This window comes from Herbihabitans rhizosphaerae, assembly GCF_004216555.1.
Classification (GTDB): Bacteria; Actinomycetota; Actinomycetes; order Mycobacteriales; family Pseudonocardiaceae; genus Herbihabitans; species Herbihabitans rhizosphaerae.
On the sequence record NZ_SGWQ01000017.1, the window covers coordinates 1 to 16,105 of the forward strand.

At 68.8% G+C, this 16,105-nt stretch carries 15 protein-coding genes and 1 pseudogene; 5 read left to right on the forward strand and 11 right to left on the reverse strand.

What is annotated here, in order from left to right; translation table 11 throughout:
- The 6 genes from EV193_RS31115 to EV193_RS31140 form a co-directional block, all read right to left on the reverse strand.
- The coding region (locus tag EV193_RS31115) for a DUF222 domain-containing protein (RefSeq protein WP_130348542.1) at positions 1 to 671 on the reverse strand (671 nt) is incomplete at its 3' end.
- A 249-nt stretch (positions 672 to 920) separates the two neighbouring features.
- Positions 921 to 1,742 carry a DUF6807 family protein gene (locus EV193_RS31120; protein WP_130348543.1) on the reverse strand — a complete coding sequence of 274 codons (822 nt, stop codon included), beginning with the start codon at positions 1,740 to 1,742 and terminating at the stop codon, positions 921 to 923.
- Positions 1,676 to 2,491, reverse strand: coding sequence for a sugar phosphate isomerase/epimerase family protein (locus EV193_RS31125; protein ID WP_130348544.1), 816 nt, complete (start codon positions 2,489 to 2,491; stop codon positions 1,676 to 1,678). Before EV193_RS31125 ends, EV193_RS31120 begins: the two co-directional genes overlap by 67 nt.
- On the reverse strand, positions 2,488 to 3,636 hold the full coding sequence (locus tag EV193_RS31130; RefSeq protein WP_207222881.1) for a dihydrodipicolinate synthase family protein: 1,149 nt from the start codon (positions 3,634 to 3,636) through the stop codon (positions 2,488 to 2,490). The genes EV193_RS31125 and EV193_RS31130 overlap by 4 nt, the downstream gene beginning before the upstream one ends.
- On the reverse strand, positions 3,633 to 4,784 hold the full coding sequence (locus EV193_RS31135) for a Gfo/Idh/MocA family protein (RefSeq protein ID WP_242613796.1): 1,152 nt from the start codon (positions 4,782 to 4,784) through the stop codon (positions 3,633 to 3,635). The genes EV193_RS31130 and EV193_RS31135 overlap by 4 nt, the downstream gene beginning before the upstream one ends.
- Positions 4,781 to 5,890 carry a Gfo/Idh/MocA family protein gene (locus EV193_RS31140; protein WP_130348547.1) on the reverse strand — a complete coding sequence of 370 codons (1,110 nt, stop codon included), beginning with the start codon at positions 5,888 to 5,890 and terminating at the stop codon, positions 4,781 to 4,783. The genes EV193_RS31135 and EV193_RS31140 overlap by 4 nt, the downstream gene beginning before the upstream one ends.
- A gap of 88 nt (positions 5,891 to 5,978) precedes the next feature.
- Here EV193_RS31140 and EV193_RS31145 point away from each other — a divergent pair, with 88 nt between their 5' ends.
- The 4 genes from EV193_RS31145 to EV193_RS31160 all read left to right on the forward strand — a co-directional run bounded on the left by EV193_RS31145 (position 5,979) and on the right by EV193_RS31160 (position 10,207).
- On the forward strand, positions 5,979 to 7,022 hold the full coding sequence (locus tag EV193_RS31145) for a LacI family DNA-binding transcriptional regulator (protein ID WP_130348548.1): 1,044 nt from the start codon (positions 5,979 to 5,981) through the stop codon (positions 7,020 to 7,022).
- Positions 7,023 to 7,105: 83 nt separating this feature from the next.
- The gene (locus EV193_RS31150; RefSeq protein WP_130348549.1) at positions 7,106 to 8,377 is read left to right on the forward strand and encodes an ABC transporter substrate-binding protein; all 1,272 of its coding nucleotides are present in this window, start codon (positions 7,106 to 7,108) and stop codon (positions 8,375 to 8,377) included.
- Positions 8,374 to 9,315, forward strand: coding sequence for a carbohydrate ABC transporter permease (locus EV193_RS31155; protein WP_130348550.1), 942 nt, complete (start codon positions 8,374 to 8,376; stop codon positions 9,313 to 9,315). The genes EV193_RS31150 and EV193_RS31155 overlap by 4 nt, the downstream gene beginning before the upstream one ends.
- A gap of 10 nt (positions 9,316 to 9,325) precedes the next feature.
- Complete coding sequence (locus EV193_RS31160) at positions 9,326 to 10,207, forward strand: carbohydrate ABC transporter permease (protein WP_242613797.1); 882 nt, start codon at positions 9,326 to 9,328, stop codon at positions 10,205 to 10,207.
- Between the two features lie 2 nt (positions 10,208 to 10,209).
- On the opposite strand, the gene EV193_RS31165 is transcribed toward EV193_RS31160, so the two are convergent.
- Both EV193_RS31165 and EV193_RS31170 read right to left on the reverse strand, forming a co-directional pair.
- Complete coding sequence (locus tag EV193_RS31165) at positions 10,210 to 10,383, reverse strand: DUF397 domain-containing protein (protein WP_130348551.1); 174 nt, start codon at positions 10,381 to 10,383, stop codon at positions 10,210 to 10,212.
- Positions 10,384 to 10,390: 7 nt separating this feature from the next.
- Entirely contained in the window at positions 10,391 to 11,239 is an 849-nt protein-coding gene (locus EV193_RS31170) for a helix-turn-helix domain-containing protein (RefSeq protein ID WP_130348552.1), read from the reverse strand.
- 142 nt (positions 11,240 to 11,381) lie between these two features.
- Here EV193_RS31170 and EV193_RS31175 point away from each other — a divergent pair, with 142 nt between their 5' ends.
- Positions 11,382 to 14,006 carry a hypothetical protein gene (locus EV193_RS31175; RefSeq protein ID WP_130348553.1) on the forward strand — a complete coding sequence of 875 codons (2,625 nt, stop codon included), beginning with the start codon at positions 11,382 to 11,384 and terminating at the stop codon, positions 14,004 to 14,006.
- Positions 14,007 to 14,187: 181 nt separating this feature from the next.
- Here the strand turns inward: EV193_RS31175 and EV193_RS34645 are convergent.
- The 3 genes and pseudogenes from EV193_RS34645 to EV193_RS31190 form a co-directional block, all read right to left on the reverse strand.
- A pseudogene (locus EV193_RS34645) lies at positions 14,188 to 14,640 on the reverse strand (VanZ family protein); the annotation flags it as partial.
- Between the two features lie 366 nt (positions 14,641 to 15,006).
- The gene (locus EV193_RS31185) at positions 15,007 to 15,243 is read right to left on the reverse strand and encodes a hypothetical protein (RefSeq protein WP_130348555.1); all 237 of its coding nucleotides are present in this window, start codon (positions 15,241 to 15,243) and stop codon (positions 15,007 to 15,009) included.
- A gap of 7 nt (positions 15,244 to 15,250) precedes the next feature.
- Entirely contained in the window at positions 15,251 to 16,045 is a 795-nt protein-coding gene (locus EV193_RS31190) for an SAM-dependent methyltransferase (RefSeq protein ID WP_130348556.1), read from the reverse strand.
- Positions 16,046 to 16,105: the final 60 nt, after the last annotated feature.

The following is a 16,105-nucleotide window of genomic DNA, read 5'->3' on the forward strand; positions in this document are numbered from 1 at the left end:
AGGATGCGGTGCGCCAACTCAACGAGCGCGTCGGCCCACCTGCGTGTAGCGGATCGGTCGTCGTCTTTGCCGGCGGGTTTCGCCAGTGGTGACAGCGCTGCCTTGAGGACTTCGGCGCATTCGGGTGAGAGTCGTCCGCGCACGATGATGGTGCCGTCGATGTCTTCGATCATGGAGAATTCCATGCGCTTGCGGGCGGCTTGCTCGTCGAGGACGACTTGTTCGGGTTGGAGGTGGGCGCGGGTTCGGGTGGCGAGCTTGCTGAGTTTGACGGGGTCGAAGTGTTCGGCTTCCTCCACGAGGAGTTGCTCCACGTCGGCGTGGTGCTCGGCGGGGAGTGTGTCGATGGTGGTGCGCACGACCTGCACGTGGTCGCGGCTGATCGCCCCAGCGGCGAGTGCTTTCGCCGTGACGGGGAGTTGTGCTTCGATGGGTTGGCCGGTGAGTGTGGTGGAGCTGAACAGGGCGTTGGCGTCGGCTACTCGCCGTCGTGCGTCTGCGGGTGAGATTCGTACGGTGTCCCGTAGGAATGATGCTGTGGAGTAGGCGCCCATTTCTTTGGCGAGGCCTTGCTCATGGATTTTGTGGATGAGTTGAAGTCGTTCGTATTCGAGTTGTCGAATGTGGGTTTCGCGAGCCCGGAGCTCGTCGATTAGTTGTTGTCCCCTCATACTTCGATTCTACCGAATTCGACCGGCCACTATGGGGTGAATCAAAAGCAGAAAGAGTGTGGCGGTGCGGTACGGGCAAAAGGCAGGCGGAGCCTGCCCGTAGCGCCAGCCGTTAGGGCCGATCGAGGCTCACAAGTCCAGGGCGAGGCCCCCTGGGGCCGAGTCGGCGAAGCCGACGCCGAAGGCGCCCTTGACTTGTGAGTATCGGCCCGCACAATTCCGCGCCGCCACACCCCAAGTGCGCCCCAGTCAGAGCGTGTCAGCAAAAGCCAGCCGATAGTCCCGCGACAACGACTCACCTTCAGGAACAACCAGCGGCCGCCGAAAAGCCAGTGCGGCACAAACCCCCGGATACTCCGCCGTACGCACGAACCACGGCTCGTTAGCCTGCGGATCCGGCAAAAAACAGATAGTCGCCTCAGAACCGGCCAACACCAGCCAAGGCGCCCGCACCCCGTTCCGAGCCGGCCCATCCTTCGTCGACGCCGTCCCATCCGCGAACGAAGCACTAGCCCTCAGGAACAACCCGCCATACCCAGCCCCGGCCCGCCCATGCGTCGCAGGACTGCCGATCTCCAGCCGCGTCTTCGCCAGCACTCGAAACGAGAACGCCAACGTCCACGTACTCGTAGCCGTATCCACCTGATCAACCCGCATCGTGCGCCGCTCCGTCGCCAGCGTCGCGCCGTCCGGCCCGAGCCAGCTCAGATCCTCGACGATCTCACCGTCAGTCGGCGGACTCGCCCAGCCGTCGTGCCTGATCAGCCCGTGATCGTTCCGCTCGACGTAGCCTTCACCAGCGACATACGTCGGCCCGCCCCACAGGTTGACACCGGACACATCGGGCACGGCGACGCTGAGCCCGGTGTGCCACGGATGATCGATCGGCTGGAACCCGGTGACCACGTGCCCGCGCAGGGTCCGCACCTCGTGCGCGCACGGCCGCGCCAGCTCCTGGGCGTGCGAGTACCGGAGCAGCTCGAACCCCTGGTGGCGCAAGGAAATCACAGCACGTGCTCCCGGTAGCGGGCAACCATGAGCTCGAGCACCTCCCCGCCTGGCGAGTCCCACAGCTCCTGGTTGAAGATCTCCACTTCGATCGGGCCACGATACCCGGCATGGTCAACGGCCTCGCGAAGCCTGCGCAATTCCACGCATCCGTCGCCAATCATCGCCCGTCCGAGTAGTACTCCTTCGGGCAGCGGGGTGACCCAGTCGGCGACCTGGAACGAGGCGATGCGGCGGCCGGCCCGCTCGATCGCGCGGTACACGCCCGGATCCCACCACACGTGGTAGGTGTCCACGACCACGCCGACCTGTTCCGCCGGGAACTCCGACGCGATGTCCACCGCCTGGTCCAGCGTGCTCACCACGCACCGGTCCGAGCAGTACATCGGGTGCAGCGGCTCGATCGCCAGCCGGACACCGTGCTCGGCCGCCACCGGCGCCAGCGAGCCGAGCGCGTCCACCACCCGCTGCCGTGCACCGTCCACATCGGACTGCCCAGCGGGGAGCCCGCCGGACACGAGTACCAGCACGTCGGTGCCGAGCGTAGCCGCCTCGGCGATCGCCTTCTCGTTGTCCGCCAACGCCTTCGCGCGCTCGGCCGGATCCGACGCGGTGAAGAACCCGCCGCGGCACAGTGACGTGACGGTCAACCCGGCGTCGCGCACCAGCTTCGCCGACTCGGCCAGCCCCTGCGCGGCGACGTGCTCGCGCCACAGCCCGATCCCGGTGATCCCGGCGCGCGCGCAGCCGTCGACCGCCTCCGCAACGCTCCATGAGCGGGTGGTCGCCTGGTTCAAGCTGAGTCGGTTCATCCGTCCACTCCGGACAGTGCGAGGTAGGTGCGCATCCGGTGCTCGGCCGACTCCGGGTCGGGCAGCAGCCCGGCCTGGTCGGCGAGTACGAACACACGCACCAGGTGCTCCAGCGACCTGGCGCTCTCCAGCCCGCCGACCATGCGGAAGTGCGACTGATGCCCGGCGAGCCACGCCAGGAACACGATCCCGGTCTTGTAGTAGTACGTCGGCGCGGCGAACACCTGCCGGGCCAGCGGCACAGTTGGCTCCAGAATCTCCTTGTACCGCACCGAATCCCCGTCGTCGAGCGCGCGCACGGCGGCCGCGGCGGCGGGGGCAAGCGGGTCGAAGACGCCGAGCAGCGCGTCGCTGTGGCCCTGCTCGTCGCCGGCGATCAGCTCGGGGTAGTGGAAGTCGTCGCCGGTGTAGCAACGCACGCCGTCGGGCAGCCGCCGGCGCAACGCCACCTCACGGCCGGCGTCCAGCAGCGAGATCTTCACACCGTCCACAGTGGACGCGTGCGCGGTGATCAGGTCCACGAACACGTCGGTCGCCACGTCCAGGTCGGCCGAGCCCCAGTAACCCTCCAGCGCCGGGTCGAACATCGGCCCCAGCCAGTGCAGGATCACCGGCCCGGACACTTGCGACAACAGTCGGTCGTACACCCGGTGGTAGTCGTCCGGGCCGGTGGTCACCGACGCCAGCGCCCGGCTGGCCATGACGATCACCTGCGCGCCGGCCGCCTCCACGACCTCGATCTGCTCCTCGTAGGCGGCTATCACCGCGTCCAGCGAGTCCGCCGAGGTCAACTGGTCGGTGCCGGCGCCACACGCGAGCCGTCCACCGCACGCCGCCGCCTCACGGCCACTGCGCGCGATCAGCTCGGCGGTCGCCGCCCAGTCAAGACCCATGCCACGTTGCGCGGTGTCCATCGCGTCCGCCACACCCAGGCCGTGCGACCAGAGATGCCGCCGGAACGCAAGAGTCGCCTCCCAGTGCAACGTTGCGGGCGCACCCGGCGTGTTGTTCCGCAACGGATCCGCCACGACATGCGCGGCCGCGAACAGCACCCGGCCGGCCGGCGGGGCGCCCGGCGGATAGCCCGACGCGCCGGTCAGCGAATACTCCCGCAGAGCACCATCCGGCTCCGGCAGCCGGATCACAGCGTCAGCTCCGGTACCTCGAGCCGCACACCGTCCCGCGCCGAGCGCAGGCCCAGCTCGGCGAGCTGCACTCCGCGCGCGCCCGCGAGCAGGTCGTACGGCCACGGCTCGTCGCGCACCACGTGCCGCAGGAACGCCTCCCACTGCACCTTGAACCCGTTGTCGAACTCGTCGTTGTCCGGCACCGTCTGCCATTGCGCGCGGAAGTCCTCGGTCGCCGGCACGTCCGGGTTCCACACCGGCTTCGGGGTCGTCGCGCGATGTTGCACCCGGCAGTTGCGCAGTCCGGCGATCGCACTGCCCTCGGTGCCGTCGACCTGGAACTCGACCAGCTCGTCGCGGTACACGCGCACCGCCCAGGAGGAGTTGATCTGCGCGATCGCACCGCCGTCCAGCTCGAACACGCCGTAGGCGGCGTCGTCCGCGGTGCACTGATACGGCCGGCCGCGCTCGTCGTTGCGTTCCGGGATGTGCGTTGCGACCGTCGCCTGCACGGTTCGCACCGGTGCGATGATCCCGGCGAGCACGTACTGCCAGTGCGCGAACATGTCCAGCGTGATGCCGCCGCCGTCCTCGGCGCGGTAGTTCCACGACGGCCGGTTGGCGACCTGCCAGTCGCCCTCGAACACCCAGTACCCGAACTCGCCGCGCACCGACAGGATGCGGCCGAAGAACCCGCCGTCCACCAACCGCTTCAGCTTGCGCAGGCCGGGAAGGAAAAGCTTGTCCTGCACCACGCCCGATTTCACGCCGGCGTCGCGGGCGAGCCTGGCCAGCTCCAGTGCCGTCGCCGTGTCGGTGGCGGTCGGCTTCTCGCAGTAGACGTGCTTGCCGGCGGCGATCGCCTCGCGCACCGTCTTCTCCCGCTCGTTTGTGACCAGCGCGTCGAAGTACACCCGCACGTCCGGCTCGGCGAGCGCCTCGGTGAGGCTGGTGGTCCAGCGCGAAAGCCCGGTCTCGGCGGCCAGTGCGCGCAGCTTGGATTCGTTGCGCCCGACCAGGATCGGCTCCGGCCAGATGCTGTCGCCGCCGCCGAGGTCCAGGCCGCCCTGCTCCCGGATCGCCATGATCGACCGGAGCAGATGTTGCCGGTGGCCCATCCGCCCGGTCACGCCGTTCATCGCGATCCCGATCTTGGTCACGCTCACTGCACACACTCCCGTTCCTCGCGGGCCGCCCAGCCGACCCCCAGTTCGGTGAACAACTTCAGCTCGTTCGCGGCCCGCTCGACCGCCTCGTCAACGCCGTGCAGGACCCGGTGGCCGTCCACGTCGTGCCAGTCGGAATCGTTGATTCGCAACGGTTGCGGCGCGTCCCGCACCGCCTGCAACACCTCGGTGAACCCGGCGCACGACGCGAGCGGAGCGAGCAACGGATCGCCGTGCGCCCGGTGCGCGAGCAGGTTCTCCAGCAGGCCGACGCGCCCGTACTCGTGCCGCTCGAGGACCCCGTCGCGCACGATGTCCAGCCGGTCGCGCGTGTAGTACAGCTCGGCGCGCGCGTGCTCGCCGTGCACGATGATTCGCGGGTCTCGGTCCTGTGTGGCGCACAGCGTGGCCGCCACCACGACCGGCGGCCCGGACGCGGTGGTGATCCGGGCGCACGCGGTGTCGTCCGCGGCGATGTCGTTGGCGCGCAGCAACTCCAGCTCGATCCGCACCGGTTCGCCGGTCAGCGCCAACGCGGCGATCACGGCGTGCGCGAACGGGTTGGTCAGGCTGCCGTCCACCACCGGCACGCCGTCCAGCTCTCGCCGTCCGGCCCACGGCGCGCGCTGGAAGTAGGCGTGCGGGCGCACCCACGAGCACGCCGCGCCGATGCCGCGCAACGCGCCGAGCTCACCAGAGGCGATCAGCTCCCGCAAGGCCGGGATCGCCCGCGAGCCAAGGGATTGGAACCCGACCTGCACCGCGCGCCCGGTCGCCGCACGGACGTCCTCGACGGCGTGAAACTCGGCGATGCCCGTCACGGGCGGCTTCTCCAGCAACACGTCTGCCCCGGCGCGCAACGTTGCGATCGCCAGCGGTGCGTGCGTGTGTGGGGGAGCGGCGATGACGACGATGTCGGGCGAGTGGTCGCGCAGCAACGAGTCCAGGTCCGGGTACAGCAGCGTGTCACCGATGGCGGCCGGCGGATCGGGATCGCAGGCGGCCACGAGGCGCACCTCGCCGGACGCGCGCAGCCGGTCGATCTCACCCAGATGCCACTCGCCCCAGCCGCCCACGCCGGCCAGTGCGACATCCGGCACGGCCATCACTGCTCTCCAGCGGATAGAAAGCGCTTACTACGTTGCTACGCTATGGCCACCCATCAGGAGTGTCAACCGGGAGGACGGGCACGACGTGACCGCGACACTGGCCGATGTCGCGCGGCGGGCCGGAGTGTCGACCGCGACGGTGTCGCGCGTGCTGAACGGCAACTACCCGGTCGCCGGCGCCACCCGGGAGCGGGTGCTGGACGCGCTCGCCGAGCTGGACTACGTGGTCAACGGCCCGGCGAGGGCGCTGGCCGCGTCCAGTACCGACGTGATCGGCGTGATCGTCAACGACGTGTCCGACCCGTTCTTCGGCATCCAGGCCGGCGGTCTGCAACGCGAGGTCGCCGAGGAGGACCTGCTCGCGGTCATCTGCAACACCGCGGGCTCGCCTTCCGAGGAGCTGAAGTACCTCAGCCTGCTGCTGCGCCAGCGGGTGCGCGGGATCGTGCTGACCGGCGGCGCGCGCGAGGACGCCGAGCACGAGGCGGCCACCGCGAAGCTGATCAGGCAGGCGCAGGCGGTCGGCACCCGGGTCGTGCTGTGCGGGCGGCCGGCGCCGGCCGGCGTGGAGGCGCCGTGCGTCGTGTTCGACAACGAGGCCGGTGCCACCGCGCTGACCAGGCACGTCGTCGAGATGGGTCACGAGCGAATCGGGTACGTGGCCGGCCCGAGGGGCAACACCACGACCACCGCGCGGCTGGCCGGGCACCGGGCCGCGCTGCGCGAGGCGGGCATCCGCAGGGCGGCGAGCCCGATCGTGCACGGCGACTTCTCCCGCGACTCCGGCTTCGACGCCGCCATGCGACTGTCGCGCGCCGACGGTGACGTCACCGCGATCATCGCGGCCAACGACCTGATGGCGCTCGGCGTGATGGCGGCGTTGCGCAGGGCCGGGACCGAGGTGCCTCGGCAGTGTTCGGTGGCCGGCTTCGACGATCTTCCGTCGGCCTCGGACTGCGCGCCGGCGCTGACCACCGTGCGGCTGCCGCTGGAGTCGGGCGCGCGGCGCGCGGGCCGGATCGCGACCGGCCGCGACGGCGCCGAGGACGGTGACGCCTGGCTGGGCGCGGAGTTACTGGTGCGCGACTCCGTGGTGCGCCCGGGCGGTCGCGCACGGCGAGCCCGTTGACGTTTCATTGTGGACAGTTCTAGGGTGGCCGGCACAGTAAGCGCTTACCACCGCGCGACCGACTCATCGAGGAGGTAGGTCGTATGCGACGCGCAGCCGCCGTCGGATTCGCCTTGACAGCGGTCCTGCTCGCCGGATGCTCGCCCGGCAGCAGCGACGACGGGGGCGGAGGTGGTGGCGCGCCCAACAAGCTGGTGTTCGTGACCTTCACCGACGGCCCGGACAAGGCGACGACCGAGGCGCTGGTCAAGCAGTTCGAGCGGGACAACGGTGTCACGGTCGAGCTGCAGTTCCTGCCGTTCTCCGAACTGGAGCAACAACTACAGGGCCGGCTCGCCAGCAACAACGTCCCGGACGTGATTCGCACGCAGAACCTCCAGCCGTTCCGCGACGATCTGCTGGACCTCAAGTCCGCCGGCCAGGACGTGGCGAACCAGTACCTCGACGAGGCCCAGAAGGCGATCAAGAACAAGGACGGCGCCGCCGTCGCCCTGCCGAGCGACCTCACCATGAACGGCCCGATGGTGAACAAGGACGCGTTCGCCAAGGCGGGCATTCCGCTGCCGCCCGTGGACAAGCCGTGGACCTGGGACGAGTTGATCACCAACGCCAAGGCCGCGCAGAAGGCGGTCGGCAGCCCGTTCGCCATCGCCTACGACAAGTCGGGTCACCGGCTGTCCAGCATGCTCAATCAGTACGGCACCGACTTCTACGGCGCGGACGGCAAGGTCGCCCTCGATCAGGGCAAGGCGACCGCCGCGCTCGGCAAGTTCGTCGAGCTGACCCAGCAGAACGCGATCAGCAAGGACTTCTGGATCGAGTCCGGCACGAAGTACAAGGGTGCCAACGACATTTTCATCTCCGGCGACGCTCCGCTGTACATCAGCGGCAACTGGCAGGTCGGCCAGTTCGACAAGGCGATCAAGTTCAACTGGGCCGCGATCCCGAACCCGTGCGCCGCGCGGTGTGGCGGGTACCCCGGCGGAAAGTTCATGGCCGCGTTCAAGCGCAGCGCCAATCCGCCGCTGGCCGCCAAGCTCGTGGCCTTCATGAACTCCCGTGCGGCACAAGAGAAGTTCGCGATCGAGGCGCAGTTCCTGCCGACCCGCAAGGACCTGATCGCCGAGGGTGTGAAGTACGCGGTGCGCCCAGCGGACATGGCGGTCTTCCTCGCCGACGTCAAGCGCACCGACCCGGCGAGTTACGCCAGCAACTACAACCCCGGATTCAGCCCGACGGCCACCGAGCTGGTCAAGCAACTGGCTCGATCGATCGCCGGCCAGCAGTCGATCGGCGACACGGTGAACGCGGTGCGCACGGCGGCGCAGAAGAACCTGGACGCGGCGGGCAAATGACGGTCGCCCCAGCGCCCGCCGGGCGGGACCGGCGAACCCCCGACGGTCGCCGGTCCCGCCGTTCCAGCACGCCGTGGAACCAAAGACTCGCGCCGTACCTGCTGGTGCTGCCGAACATGGCGATCTTCGGCGTGTTCATCCTGTATCCGGCGGTCAACGGCTTCAACATCAGCCGGTTCGACAGCACCAACGCGCGCACGTTCACTCCGGTCGGCACGCAGAACTACGAGCGGCTGTTCAGCGACGCGGAGTTCTTCGACGCCGCCCGCGCCACCGCGATCTTCGTGTTCGCCTTCGTGGTGTTGTCCACGGTGCTGTCGATCGCGCTCGCGCTCCTGCTGACCCAGCCGATCAAGGGGCGCACGTTCTTCCGGGCCGCGTTCTTCCTGCCGGTGCTGCTGTCGCCGGTGGTCGTCGGGCTGATCTGGAGCTGGATCCTGGAGCGGCAGTCCGGCGCGTTGAACTCGCTGCTCGGCGGCATCGGGCTGCCGGAACCCGGCTGGCTCGTGGACGGGCCGCTGGCACTCGGCGTGACGATCTTCGTCGGCACCTGGATGCACGTCGGGTTCTACACCTTGATCATGATGGCCGGGCTGCAGGCGATCGACCAGTCGTACTACGAGGCCGCGCGGATGGACGGCGCGACGAGCTGGCAGCAGTTCCGGCACATCACGCTGCCTCTGTTGCGCCCCACCATGTTCGTGGTGATCATCCTGTCCATGATCGCCGGGTTCCAGGCGTTCGACTTCATCTACACGCTCACCGGCGGCGGGCCGCTCGGCGCCACCACGCTGATGGTGCAGTACATCTACGAGCACGCGTTCCGCACGCCGATCCAGTACGGGCTGGCGGCGGCCGGCTCGGTGATCCTGTTCGTCACGATCTTCGGGCTCACCGTGCTGAACTTCCTGTACGGGCGGCGCAAGGAGTCCGTATGAAGGTGACGCCGTGATCGGGCTCCGCAACAAGAAGGCCGTGGGCAGGCCGACGTGGACCGGCTCGTCCGGTGCGCGCCCGCCGAGTGTCGGGCGGGTGCTGGTGTACGTCGCGCTGATCGCGCTGACGCTGTTGTTCCTCGCGCCGGTGATCTGGGCGGTGCTCTCGTCGTTCAAGTCGCGCAACGAGTTGGCCGAGCGGCCGCCGTCGTTGCTGCCGGACAGCCTCGGGCTGGACAACTACACCGAGGCGTTGTCCCGCTTCGACTTCACGACCTACGTGTCCAACAGCGCGATCGTGACGGTCAGCGCGACGGTGCTGACCTTGGCGATCAACGCGATGGCCGCCTACGCCCTGGCGAAGTACAACTTCCGTGGTCGCAACCTGCTGTTCCTGATCACGCTCGGCACGATCATGATCCCGTTGCAGATTATCCTGATCCCGTTGCAACAGGTGGCCTCCGATCTCGGCATGACCAACTCGCTGCTCGGGATGATCATCCCGCCGGCCGCCACGCCGACCGGGGTTTTCCTGTTGCGCCAGTACATGTTGACGATTCCGGACGAGCTGATCGAGTCCGCGCGCATCGACGGCGCCGGCGAGTTCCGCATCTTCCTGCGGATCATCCTGCCGCTGTGCAAGGCGCCGCTGGCGGTGGTGACGATCTTCTCGGTGATCTGGCGGTGGAACGACTTCCTCTGGCCGCTGGTGATCGCGCAGTCGCAGGACCTCTACACACTGCCGGTGGCGTTGGCCCAGTTCAACAGCGAGGAGGTCGTGCCGTTCAACTACATCCTGGCGATGTCGGTGGTCAGTATGGTGCCGGTGATCCTGATCTTCCTGGTCATGCAGCGGCACATCGTGCGCGGCATCGCACAGACCGGCTTGAAGTAGGTCTAGCTGGTGCGCAGCAACGTCGCGATCGCCGAGGTCGGGAACACCAGCACGGGACCGGTGGGGTTCTTGGAATCACGCACGGCCGCTCGTTCGGGTGCGTGGCCGAGCTCCACGCACTCGGCGTTCGAGCCGCTCAAGCTGGACTTGCGCCAAGTGATCGAGGTCAGGTCCATCTCGTCCTCACTGCCGTTCGTATTCGCGGGCGATCGCCGCCACGAAATCCATCGACATACCGGGGCTGAGCGCGGCCTTGGTGAGCTTATCCGCTTCCCGGCGGAACAGCGCCACGTGATCGGGCTGCTCCAGGAAGAGGCCGGAGATCTTGTGGTCGAGGTAGATCACGGAATTGTGATTGGCGAACTCGATGATGTGGAACGTGCCGTCGAGCGCGGCATGACCGCCCTGTTCGAACGGCAGAACCTGAATAGTGATCTTGCGTTCCTCGGCGGCCTCCTGGATGGTGCGCAACTGGCGGGCCATGATCTTGGGCGAGCCGAGCACGCGGCGCAGCACCGTCTCGTCCATGATCGCGTGCAGCAGCGGCGGCTCCTCCTTGGACAGGATCACCTGCCGGGCCATGCGCGCGGCCACTCGCGTGTCGACGTCGTCGAACGCGACGTTGCACGAGTACATCAGCGCGCGGGCGTAGTCGGCGTTCTGCAGCAGGCCGGGGATGACCAGCGGCTGAGCGGTGAAGATCGCGGTGGCGTCGCGCTCGATGCGCAGCAGCGTCTTGGACTCGTTGGACAGCGCGGTCTGGTTCTCCCAGTAGCCGAGGTCGTCGGTGCGCTCGGCCATCTTCAGCAGCCGGTCACGGTCCTTGCCGATCACGCGGTACACGACGAGCAGCGAGGCGACGTCGGCCGGCTTGATCGCCTGCTTGCCGGTCTCCATCCTGGAGATCTTCGACGCCTGCCAACCGAGTTCCTTCGCTACTTTGGCGCAGCTGAATCCGGCGGCCTCGCGCAACGCGCGCAGTTCACCGCCGAGGCCGCGACCGGTCATGGTCGCCTGCTTGGATGCGGTCACGATTCCTCCCAGTTTTCGCAGGGAGTCCCATCCTCCTCGCTACATAGCGATTACGCATTCACTCGATCGCGTAGTTGTGCCTCGAATCGCAACGTTGCGATTCTGGTGAACTGCGAACGCAACGGAGAAGAGAGGCGCCGAGGTGACCGACCGGACCGTACATTCCTTGGACCGCAACGGTTTTGTGCGCGACTGGCTGATCGTCGGCGCGTGGTCGGAACCGGTGGCCGAGCTACCCCGGCTCCTCGACGAGGGCGGAACGCCGTGGGGTGAGGGTGGACGCTGGGTACTCACCAATGGTCCGGACGTGACACCGCTGAAGCGCCGGCTTCACGATCTGCGACCGCTTCGGGCGGATCAGCCGGTGCCCGAGGTGGTCGAGGGCGGCGAGGTCGCCTACACCGGGCCGACCGGGGTGTCCCACGTCGACTACTGGCGGCGGGCGCACACGGCGGCCGACGGTCTGGTCGACTGGAGCGAGTTCTGCTTCACGCCGTCCTACCGCACCGCGATCGCGGCCACCTGCCTCGAGGTCGACCAGGCCGAGTGGCGCACGCTGCGGGTCGCCTCGACCGGGCCGGTATTGGTGCACGTGAACGGGAAGCTGGTCGCGTCCCTGGTCGCGGTGAGCTACATGGAGCCGATCGAGCACGACGTCCGGGTGTGGCTGCCGTCCGGGACGAGCGCGGTCGCGGTGTGCTCGTGGCAGGTCGGGTTCCGCGAGTGCCGGCAGGTGCTGCGGATGGCCGTGGCCGGCCTGCCGGTGCGGGTCGTGCTGCCCAGCCCGGGCGCGGACGAGCGGATCAGCGCGGTGGCCGAGCAGCTGCTGGACGCGGTCGGCACGCCGCGGTGGGGGCTGACCGAGCCGGAGGTGGAGCTGACCGGCCCGGACGGTCTGGCCCTGCGGGTGCGGCGCGGGCCCACCGAGGACCGGGTGCTGCTGAACGGCGGTCGCGCCACGGTGAAGCTGGCCACGGCGGAGGACGACGGCGGCGCGTCGGCGTCCATGCTGAGTACCGGCGAGCTGACCGTGCGGGTCGCGATCGACCACGACGCCGCGCCGGTCTTCCGTGAGCTTCCGGTCGCCCGGCTGCCGTCGCGGCGGCGCGGTGAGGCGTCCGGCTCACCAGAACAGTGGCGTGACGAACTGCTGCGGCACGCCGAGTCCGGGCCCAACGGGGCGGCGGCTGAGCTGGCCGCGGCGGCGTTGCGCGAGGACCACGTGCTCCGCGCCGATCGGCTGGACCGTCCACTGTGGATGATCGACAACCGGGCGGACTGCGCCGACTTCGAGATCCTCGGGTTGATGCACCTGTGGCACCGGGTGCCCGCCGAGCGGTGGCCGGACGGGCTGCGCGCGCGGGTGCGGGAGTCGTTGCTCGGCATGAAGTACTGGATCGACCAGCCCGGCCTCGACGCGATGTGCTACTTCACCGAGAACCACCAGTTCGTCTGGCATGTCGCGGAATACCTTGTGGGACAGGCGTTCTCGGGCGAGGAGTTCACCAACGCCGGCCGGTCGGGGCAGCGGCACGCCGAGCACGGCGGCGCGCTCGCCCGGGAGTGGATCACCAGGAAGCTGGCCGGCGGATACAGCGAGTTCGACTCGAACGCCTATCTGGCGATCGACGTGTTCGCGCTGGTGTCGCTGGTGGAGTTCGCGCCGGAGGAGGACCTGGTCGAGCTGGCCGCCGGACTGTTGGACAAGACACTGTTCACCTTGGCGTGCAACTCCTGGCGCGGTTCGCACGTCAGCGCGCACGGCCGGTCCTACGTGCAGACCCAGCGGTCCGCGCGGTTCGAGGAGACCGCGTCGATCATGTGGGTCTGCTGGGGCAACGGTGCGTTGAACAGCGCGACGTTGCCCGCAACGGCGCTGGCCACCGCGCAACGTTACGAACTGCCCGACGCGATTCGCAACGCGGCGCGGCCACCGGAGGGGGAGTGGCTCGGGCGGCAGCACTACCGAGGTGACTACCGGCAGCACCACGACCTGCTGTCCCGGCCGTACGAGTCGGATCTGCTGGTGTACAAGACCAAGCACGTGATGCTGTCGTCGGTGCAGGACTACCGGTTCGGCCTGCCCGGCCTGCAGGAGTACATCTGGGGTGCCGCGCTCGGGCCGGAGACACAGGTCTACGTGACGCACGCGCCGAACGAGGCCACGCACTCCTCGGCTCGCCCGAACGCCTGGGCCGGCAACCGGATCCTGCCGAGAGTCCGCCAGCACCGCGACACCGTGCTGGCGCTCTACCGGATCCCGCAGGACGATCCCATGGGCTACACGCACGCCTGGTTCCCACTGTCCACAGTGGACGATTGGACCGTGAGCGGGTCGTGGATCGCCGCGCGTGTCGACGACGGGTACCTCGCACTGTCCACACAGGACGGTGTGCGGATCGTGGAGCGCGGCCCGAACGCCTACCAGGAGCTGCGCGCGGCCGGATCGGGCACCGCGTGGGTGTGCGTGGTCGGGGACGCCGATCGGGACGGCGACTTCACCGAGTTCGTCGGTGCGCTCGGCGAGCCGCAGTTCGGCGACGGCGCGGTGGGCTACCAGACCCGTGGCGGCGCCACCCTGGAACTGAGCTGGGACGGCCCGTTCACGGTGGACAGCCGGCCGGCCGATCTGGACGAACATGGCGTGCCGGTGCGGCCGCCACACCTGGAGAACCCGTTGTGTCAGGTGCCGTTCGGTGCGACTGAACTGGTACTGGGGGAGCAGCGTGTCGACCTGCGGCGCGGCCGTCCGGTGCGTCGCGGCTGACGGGCACCGGGTTTTCGTCCGGCGTCAGGATCTGCAGGCACACCACGTCCGACCGCCGACCGAACCGCTTGCGCGGGAACCCGGCGAACACCGTCCTGCCGGGCGCGGCCGCGTGCCGACCGTAGCGCATTCGATTGCGGTGGAAGGAAATCGTGCGCCGCAATGCCACCGCGTTCAGCACGGCGACGGCCGCGCCCGCGGTGTTGTTGAACAGGTCCTGCGCCTCGCAGACGCCGACGCCGGTCGCGCCCTGCAGGACCTCGATCAACGCGCTTACCCCCGTGCTGATCAGCAGCACGGGGATCCCTCTTCGGGTGGCCAGCGTGCCGAAGAACCCGAACGGCACGAGCATCGCGAAGTTCAGCAGTTGTTGCGCGCCGCTCAACGAGAAGGTGTTGGCACGGCAGCCGTCGATCATCTGGCGCGGGTGCACCGGGTTCACCCCGAACCTGGCCAGCGTCACCGAGAGGGCCAGCGCCAGGCCGACCGCGGCGATCAGCGACGGTCCGCGCGCCCAGCCGAACCGGTCGGCGGCGAACCACGCGACGGCTCCGAAGCCGACGCCACTGCCGATCAGCGTGGGCAGCACGCCCGGCTGATCGACGAGCGCATCGGTCAGCGCATCGCGAAGCATCAGGATGCCACCTCCCCGATCTCCGGCGCATCCGATGGCCGAACGTAACGGGGAAGGTCAACATCAGGTTGGCTTCTCGGCGAATACCCGGCTACACGCGCAAAGCGCCGAGCGAACTCTTGGCACGGCTGCCAGAAACACCCGATCCAGGTGTGGCGACCGTCTCATCAACCTTGACGCGAAAGGTACGCGATCTGAGGTACCGGAATCTCCGGTGCTCGCCCGATGACCCGTTGCGCGCACGGCGCCACGATGCGTCGCAACAAGGCCACCTCGATCGCAACGGAGCGACCCATTGAGCACGTTCACCACAAGCCGCATCGCAACGGTCGCCGGACTCGTCGCCGGTGCGGCCGGCATCGGCGTTCAGGCGATGGCCGGTGTCGCGATGCCCGCCATCCCGCCCGGTGCGGTGTTCCTCGTCGTCGCCGCGATCCTCGTGGCCACGGACGCGCGGCGGTGGGCGATGGTCGTCGGTGCGCTCGCCGGCCTGACCGAGGTGGGCGGCCACTTCGCCGTCGGATCCTCGGCCGCGCTCGTCGACCTGGACGCGATCGGCGTGTTCGCCGGGACCTGGGTCCGGCTGCTCGGTGTTGACCGCATCTCGGCGTCAGGGTTTGCGGCCGACCACTCCGTAGCCGGGGAAGTCCTCGTGCTCAGGCTTCGGCGGGTCCTCGGGGTGCCACAGCGGCACCTTCACCAGGCCGGGCTCCACCAGTTCGAGCCCGGCCAGCAAGGGTTCGATCGCGGCTCGGTCGCGCAGGCTGACCGGGTTCGCCGCGCCCTTGTACACCGCCTGGAACCGCTCCAGTTCCTCGGCGGGCCGGCCGATCGGGCTCATGTGCGACAGCGCGATGTAGCTTCCCGGCACGAGCGCGTCGCGGTAGCCGGCCACGATCTCCGCCGGCCGGTCGGAGTCGGGCACGAAGTGCAACACCGCGGACATCAGTACCGCGACCGGTTGATCGAGGTCGAGCAACTCGGCGGAGGCGGTCAGCACGCGGTCCACGTCGCGCATGTCGGCGCGCACGGACGACGCGTTGTCGTTGTCCGCCAACAGAAGCCGGGCGTGCTCGTAGGCCACCGGGTCCACGTCGACGTAGACCACCTTGGCCTCGGGTGCGGCCGTCTGCGCGATCTCGTGCACGTTGCCGACCGTCGGCACGCCGGACCCCAGATCGAGGAACTGGCGCATCCCGGCACCGCACAGGTACGTGACCGCCCTGCGCAGCCAGGCCCGGTTGGTGCGCGCGCCGGTGGTCGTGAACGGCATCGCGGCGATCGCCTTCTCGGCGGCCTCCCGGTCGACGGCGAAGTTGTGCCCGCCGCCGAGGTAGTAGTCGTACATGCGAGCCGCGCTCGGCTTGGACAGGTCGACCGACTCTGGCACCCACTCGGAATCCATGCCGCTCCTCCCCGATGAGGCGTCACCTTGATCAAACCGGCTCGGCGGGGGCGTGGCAAG